Genomic DNA, 6,571 nt, shown 5'->3' with positions numbered 1-6,571 from the left:
CCACTGTTACTGCTGCTGCCGCTACTGCTTCCACCGCTGCTGCTGCCGCTATCACCGCTGCCGCTGCTTCCGCTGTTGCCGGACCCGCTGTTTGCGCCTCCACCGGAATTACCTGATCCGGCTGTGCCGGAACCGCCGGTGCTGTTTGCCGAGCTCGCCGAACTGGTTCCCGACCCGGGGGTTCCGGCTGTTCCGCTTCTATTGGCCGCTGTAACGGGCACTCTGTCACGACCGTCCGTCGCAGGAACGGTGACGGGAGGGGGCGGAACGACTTCTACATAGGTTTCGAATGGGTCGATGCACTTGCCCTGCTGCCGGGCAGCCTCGAGTTCCCGACCTTTGATCACCCAGCAATCCATGATCACCGTCTTTTCGCTGGCACAGGCCGAAATCCCTACGGCAGCAGGGATCACCAGCAAGATATGACGAAACGTCGGCTTCCAGATCTTCGACATGCTGCTGTTGAAGTGCATTATGATCATGGTCTCCAGGAAGGAAGCTCATTCAACGCAGGTTCAGGTTGTTGATATCAGGAGATACTTATAAGTCGAAATCCTGGCGATTTCTGCGATCGGCTACCGGTTACAATAATACAATAGACTTTGCCGCGGTGATTTAGGCTGGCGTACTGCCGATTCTCCGCGAATATTGCGCTTGAGTTACCTCGGCCCGGTCATGCGAAAACCTAAAGCGTGAGCACGGCGGCTCCGGTTATGGCGCCGGAGCGGAGTGCCGCCACGGCATCGTTCGCCTGGGCGAGATCGAAGGTCGTAACATGGGTTCGGACCGGGATGGTGGGCGCCAGGGTCAGGAACTCCTCGCCATCGCGTCGCGTCAGGTTCGCAACAGAGCGGATGACGCGCTCCCCCCACAGGATGTCGTAAGGGAAAGCCGGTATGTCGCTCATATGGATGCCGGCGCAAACGACTGTTCCACCCTTCGCCACGGCGCGGAGCGCCGCCGGAACGAGCGGGCCGGCCGGTGCGAAAATGATGGCGGCGTCGAGCAGGACAGGGGGCTGCTCGTCCGATCCTCCGGCCCAGCAGGCGCCGAGATCGGACGCCAACCGCTGGGCCGCCGTGTCGCCCGGCCGTGTGAAGGCATAGACGTCGCGACCCTGTCGGCGGGCGACCTGCGCTATGATGTGGGCTGCGGCGCCGAAACCGTACAGGCCGAGGCGTGCCGCGTCTCCCGCCATCCGCAGAGCGCGGTAGCCGATCAGGCCGGCGCACATCAAGGGGGCGGCTTCTTCGTCCCGGTACGATCCTGCAATGGGGAAGCAGAAGCGGGCGTCGGCCAAGGTCATTTCGGCATAGCCGCCGTCGATCTGATAGCCGGTATAGCGGGCGCTGTCGCACAGGTTCTCCCGCCCGGACAGGCACCAGGGACAGGCGCCGCAACTCCAGCCCAGCCACGGAACGCCGACGCGGTCGCCCGGAGCGAAACGTTCGACCGCCGAGCCCTTGGCCAGGACGGTTCCGATGATTTCATGGCCGGGGATCAGCGGCAGCTTGGGGTCGGGCAACTCGCCGTCGATCACGTGAAGGTCCGTGCGGCAAACGGCGCAGCTATGGACCCGTATGAGAAGCTGCTCGGGTCCCGGCGTCGGATCCGGCACCTCGGCGAGCGTCAGGAGCGTGCGGGGCTTGCTCAGGATCATCGCTTTCATCGGCATTCCTCCACCCGACACTCGTCATCCATCCTCCGGCAGTCGTCCGAGGCGGGACGTCATGGACCGCATCGTGCCGCGCCGACCGTCGGGGAGCTTTGATCCACATTAACCAGGATGCTCATCAGTTTCGACCTCGGTCACTTGATCTGGATCAACGTGGTTTTTCCGGTTTTGGCGAAATATGGTTACCAAAGATTAAGCATATGGCCTGTGGGAGGGCTGAGATGGTTGCTCATATCGTCTACGTCGTCGATCGGCGGGAAACTCACTGGACCATCTCCGGCTGCGGCGACAGCGGATGCGGATGGTTCCCGACGCGGAAGGAAGCACTCAAATCCGCGCTGTGGGATGCGGCCCGGGTCCGGCGCCTGGGCCATGACGTCGACGTGCTGGTCAGGCGCAGGAACGGTACCGTCCGCGCCATCCCTGCCCGCGCCAATGCGGAAGCTTAAATAACTTTAGTGCGCAATGGCTCCGAAATTCGGACTAATGCGTCCGTTGCATGGTAACACCTATCAGGTTATGCCAAGATGAAAGACTGGAAGCTGGCAGACTAGCTTCCACGCCTGTCCGAGTTTCATCTTGTAGGTGGAATTTCGGCAACCGATAAACACCTAGGGCCGCAGTCTTCCCTCAGCCGATTGATTTGATCTTGGATCGGCTAGGAATGTTGCGGCATCTGGATAAGTAAGGAGGAGACGCAATGTTCTGGAAAAAGAATAATAAAAACGCAAATACACCCCCGGCGAGCAAGGCACCGAGCTACAGTTCTGTCAAGATCCACCCCTCGGTCGACCAGGGTGTCGTCGCCGGTGCGCCGAATTTTGCCGGCGGGACGTTGCATTGCAAATGCGCCAGCAACCCTGTCGAGGTGAAGATCACGGGCAACTCCGCCCATAACCATGTCTGCGGCTGCACCAAATGCTGGAAGCCGGCGGGAGCGTTGTTCTCCATGGTCGCCGTGGTGCCGCGTGATAACCTGAAGGTGACGGCAAACGCCGATAAGCTTCAGGTGGTCGATACGTCGGCCGCGATCCAACGGTATGCCTGCAAGGAGTGCGGCGTGCACATGTACGGCAGGATCGAAAACACGAGCCATCCTTTCTACGGCTTGGATTTCATCCATACCGAACTGTCCGACCAGAAAGGCTGGAGCGCTCCGGAATTCGCGGCTTTCGTGTCGTCGGTCATCGAATCGGGCGCCAAGCCCGAGCAGATGGGTGCGGTGCGCGGCCGGCTGAAGGAGCTGGGCCTTGAGCCCTATGACGCTCTTTCTCCGCCGCTGATGGACCTGATCGCGACCCATGTCGCAAAGAGCAAAGGCGTTCTGGCGGCCTGAGGACAGGCAGAACGACCAGATCCAAGCAAGGAGGCCGGGCAAGGAGGCCGGGGCGGGGGTGAAGATGCTTTCTCCCGCCCCGGCGCCGTGTCCGGATCTACTTCGCTCCGGTTTATTTTTCAGCGGCGATCGCGTTGAGCAGATCCATCCCGTATTTGTCGGCAAAGGACTTGCGCAAGGGTTCCTCTACGACCTGACGGAACTTCGTGGTGTCGATCTCCTCGATCACTTCCATGCCGGCCGTCTTGAGCCCGGTGATGATCTCGGCAATCTGCTTTGCGTTGAGATCGCGCTGGTAGGTCGCCGTTTCGCGCGCCGCCTCAACGAGGATCGTCTGGTATTCCGGCGGCAGCTTGTCGAACTTGGGCTTGTTCATCACGAGGATGAGGGGCGAATAGGCATGGTGGGTGAGGGTCAGATACTTCTGGACCTCGTAGAACTTGGCCGCCCACAACACCGGTAGCGGGTGTTCCTGCGCATCGATGGCGCCGGTCTCGAGAGCAGGGTAGAGTTCCGCATAGGCCATCGGCACCGGGTTGGCGCCCAGGAGCTGGAACGCCTGGATGTGGAAGGGGTTCGGGGTGGTCCGGATCTTCAGGCCCTTGATGTCCTCGTGCGAGCGGATCGGGTGCCTGTTGTTGGTCATCTCGCGCCAGCCGTTCTCCAGGAACGCGAGCCCCTGGATGCCATGCGGGGCCAGCTTGTCGAGCAGACCCTGGCCGACCTTGCCGTCGAGAACGTGGTAGGCGTGTTCGGCATCGCGGAACAGGAACGGCAATTCCAGCACCGTCGTCTCCCCCACGACGCCGTTGAAGGTGGTCGACCCCGACTGAATGATCTCGATGCTTCCGCCCCGCAGCAGGTTGAGCGCCTGCTGGGCGGGGCCTAGCCCGCTGTTCGGAAAGATGCTGATCTCGATGTTGCCGTCGGTCCGCTCCTTGACCAGCTTGGCGAACCGGGTCGCAGCAAGATGCTGGGTGGAATCTACCGCGACCTCGTGGGCCAGCTTGAACTTGTACTCGGCGCCGAATGCCGTGCCGGCAGCCAGCATGGCCATGGAGCCGATCATCAATGCCAGAAACTTCAACCTTCTTCCTCCCTGTCGATATGCCCGCCTGTTGCCGGCCGGCTTTGGTGATTTCACGTATGATGGAAACGGTAAATTGCCTACCTTCGGATCGGTTCAGGCGGCGGTCAAGACCACCTTGACGCTCTGCGAGCGGTCGAGGGCGAGCAGGAAGGCGGCGGGCGCGTCGCTGAGCGGGCGTTCCGCCGTGACCAGCTTCATCACGTCGACCTTGCCCGACACGATCAGGGAGACGGCTTCCTCGTATTCCCTGCCGAAACGGAAGGTGCCCTTGAGGTCCAGTTCCTTCGCCATGACGGCGTTGGCGGGCACCGGCATCGCCCCGCCGGGCAGGTTGCCGATCTGGACCACGGTGCCGCCGCGCCGGACCGCGCCGATGGCCGACGCCAGTCCGGCGGCGGTGCCGGAGACTTCGAACGCGACTTCGTAGCCGCGTTCGGCCGCCAGTGCCTTGAGCCGGTCGTCCCCGCCGGAGATATCGACGACGCTGTCGGCGCCCAGGCGCTCGGCGAAGGCGAGCGGGGCCGGCGCCACGTCGACGACAGCGACTTCCGAGGCGCCGGCAAGGCGGGCCGCCAGCATGGTCAGCAGGCCGATCGGGCCGGCTCCGAAGATGATCGCCTTACGGCCTTCGATGGCTCCGGCGCGGGCGACGGCGTGCAGGCAGACCGCCAGCGGTTCGGCCAGGGCGGCGGCAGACCAGGACAGCTCTTTGGGGACCTTGATGCACTGGGCGGAGGTCGCATCGAACAGGGAGGCGAAGCCGCCCTGCATGTGCGGCGTCTTGGACGCCGACCCCATGAAGTAGATGTTCTCGCACAGGTTCTCGCGGCCTTCGCGGCAGCGGGTGCAGTGGCCGCACCAGCGCGACGGGTTGACCGCGACATGGTCGCCGACGCCGAGGCCGGTGACGCCGGAGCCCAGTTCGACGATCTCGCCGGCGACTTCGTGGCCCAGCACCAAGGGGGAGGTCACGACGAAGTCGCCCGTGCGGGCATGCCGGAAGTAGTGCATGTCGGAGCCGCAGATGCCGCCGGCGCCGAAGCGGATGCGGACCATTCCGGGTTCCAGGGAACCCAGCGGACGTTCGACCATCCGCAGGTCCTCCGCGCCGAAGAGCGTCGCCGCGAGTGCCGTATCGGTCATCGGATCATTCCCATGGTTTGAGGAAGCCACAAGGTCAGGATGGGGACGAAGGTGATCAGGATCAGGGCCACGAACAGCGGGATCAGCCAGGGCAGGATCGCCATCGTGGTGCGCTCGACCGACAGCTTGGCGATGCGGGACAGGACGAACAGGACCATTCCCAGCGGCGGGTGCAGCAGGCCGATCATCAGGTTGAGCGTGATGATGACGCCGAAATGGACCGGATCGATGTCGAACTTCAGGACGATCGGCAGCAGGATCGGGACCAGGATGGTGATCGCCGCGATGGTGTCTAGGAAGCAGCCGACGAACAGGACCAGCAGGTTGACCAGGATCAGGAAGACCCACTTGTTGTCGGTGATGCCCAGGATCAGGTCCGACAGGGCCTGCGCCGCCTGACCGACGGTCAGCAGCCATGCGAAGATCGAGGCCGCCGTGACGATGAACAGCACGGACGCCGTCGTCTCGATCGTGTCGAACGCCGCCTTGGCGAGCGTGCGCATGGTCATGGAGCGGTAGCGGACCAGTCCCAGGAACAGCGACCACATCACGGCGGCGACAGCCGCTTCGGTCGGGGTGAACCAGCCCATCGTCATGCCGCCGATCAGGATGATCGGGGTCATCAGCGCCATCACGGCGGACCAGTCGTAGTACCAGTCGAGTGCTATCAGGACGGCGAAGGAGATCGCCAAGGCCACGTTGAGCGACAATCCGGTCCAGACCAGGGCGTAGACGATCAGCGGGAAGCCCAGGACGATGCCGACTTCCATCGACGCCTCGGCGATCCGCTTCCACTCGAACCCGGTATCGGAGCCCCAGCCGCGCTTGTAGGCGATCAGCGCCACGGTGCCCATCATCAGCACGGTCATGACGAGGCCGGGCAGGATGCCGGCCAGGAACAGCGCTCCGATCGAGACGTTGGCCATCATGCCGTAGATGACGAAAGGCAGCGACGGCGGGAAGATCGGACCGAGAGTGGCGGAGGCGGCGGTGACGCCGACGGCGGCTTCGACCGGATAGCCATGGTCCTTCATGGCCTTGATCTCGATCGTCCCGATGCCGGCGGCATCGGCCAGCGCCGTTCCGGACATGCCGGAGAAGATCACCGAGCCGATGATGTTGACCTGCGCCAGCCCGCCCTTCATCCAGCCGACCAGGGCCACGGCGAAGGTGTAGATGCGGCCGGTGACGCCGGCGATATTCATCAGGTTGCCGGCCAGGATGAAGAACGGCACGGCGAGGAGAGGAAAGCTTTCGACGCCCGCGATCATGCGCTGGGCCAGGATCACGTCGGGCGCCACGTCGTAGACCAGCAGGTAGAGCAGCG

The 6,571-nt window shown here is 63.2% G+C and carries 7 protein-coding genes; 2 read left to right on the top strand and 5 right to left on the bottom strand.

From position 1 onward, the window contains the following. Together AC5JJ6_RS35495 and AC5JJ6_RS35490 are read right to left on the bottom strand one after the other, a co-directional pair. Positions 1–473: hypothetical protein (locus tag AC5JJ6_RS35495; RefSeq protein WP_496046555.1), on the bottom strand; the 473-nt coding region annotated here is incomplete at its 3' end. 212 nt (positions 474–685) lie between these two features. Next, on the bottom strand, positions 686–1,669 hold the full coding sequence (locus AC5JJ6_RS35490) for a zinc-dependent alcohol dehydrogenase family protein (RefSeq protein WP_496046554.1): 984 nt from the start codon (positions 1,667–1,669) through the stop codon (positions 686–688). 227 nt (positions 1,670–1,896) lie between these two features. Here AC5JJ6_RS35490 and AC5JJ6_RS35485 point away from each other — a divergent pair, with 227 nt between their 5' ends. Both AC5JJ6_RS35485 and gfa read left to right on the top strand, forming a co-directional pair. Then, a complete protein-coding gene (locus AC5JJ6_RS35485; protein WP_496046553.1) occupies positions 1,897–2,124 on the top strand; it encodes a hypothetical protein in 228 nt (75 codons plus the stop codon). A gap of 251 nt (positions 2,125–2,375) precedes the next feature. Beyond that, the gene (gfa, locus tag AC5JJ6_RS35480) at positions 2,376–3,011 is read left to right on the top strand and encodes an S-(hydroxymethyl)glutathione synthase (protein ID WP_496046552.1); all 636 of its coding nucleotides are present in this window, start codon (positions 2,376–2,378) and stop codon (positions 3,009–3,011) included. Between the two features lie 112 nt (positions 3,012–3,123). Here the strand turns inward: gfa and AC5JJ6_RS35475 are convergent, their stop codons facing one another. The 3 genes from AC5JJ6_RS35475 to AC5JJ6_RS35465 form a co-directional block, all read right to left on the bottom strand. Next, entirely contained in the window at positions 3,124–4,098 is a 975-nt protein-coding gene (locus AC5JJ6_RS35475) for a TRAP transporter substrate-binding protein (protein WP_496046551.1), read from the bottom strand. A 96-nt stretch (positions 4,099–4,194) separates the two neighbouring features. After that, complete coding sequence (locus AC5JJ6_RS35470) at positions 4,195–5,244, bottom strand: L-idonate 5-dehydrogenase (protein WP_496046550.1); 1,050 nt, start codon at positions 5,242–5,244, stop codon at positions 4,195–4,197. Continuing rightward, the coding region (locus AC5JJ6_RS35465; protein ID WP_496046549.1) for a TRAP transporter large permease at positions 5,241–6,571 on the bottom strand (1,331 nt) is incomplete at its 5' end. The genes AC5JJ6_RS35465 and AC5JJ6_RS35470, both read right to left, overlap by 4 nt.

It is taken from the genome of Skermanella sp. (assembly GCF_059503625.1).
The sequence above is the reverse complement of the archived record's forward strand: the minus strand, read 5'-3'. Positions and strand labels throughout refer to the sequence as shown.

Coding starts and splice junctions, on each gene's coding strand:
- AC5JJ6_RS35490 (WP_496046554.1), bottom strand. CDS start 1,669: ATGAAAGCGATGATCCTGAGCAAGCCCCGCACGCTCCTGACGCTCGCC.
- AC5JJ6_RS35485 (WP_496046553.1), top strand. CDS start 1,897: ATGGTTGCTCATATCGTCTACGTCGTCGATCGGCGGGAAACTCACTGG.
- gfa (WP_496046552.1), top strand. CDS start 2,376: ATGTTCTGGAAAAAGAATAATAAAAACGCAAATACACCCCCGGCGAGC.
- AC5JJ6_RS35470 (WP_496046550.1), bottom strand. CDS start 5,244: ATGACCGATACGGCACTCGCGGCGACGCTCTTCGGCGCGGAGGACCTG.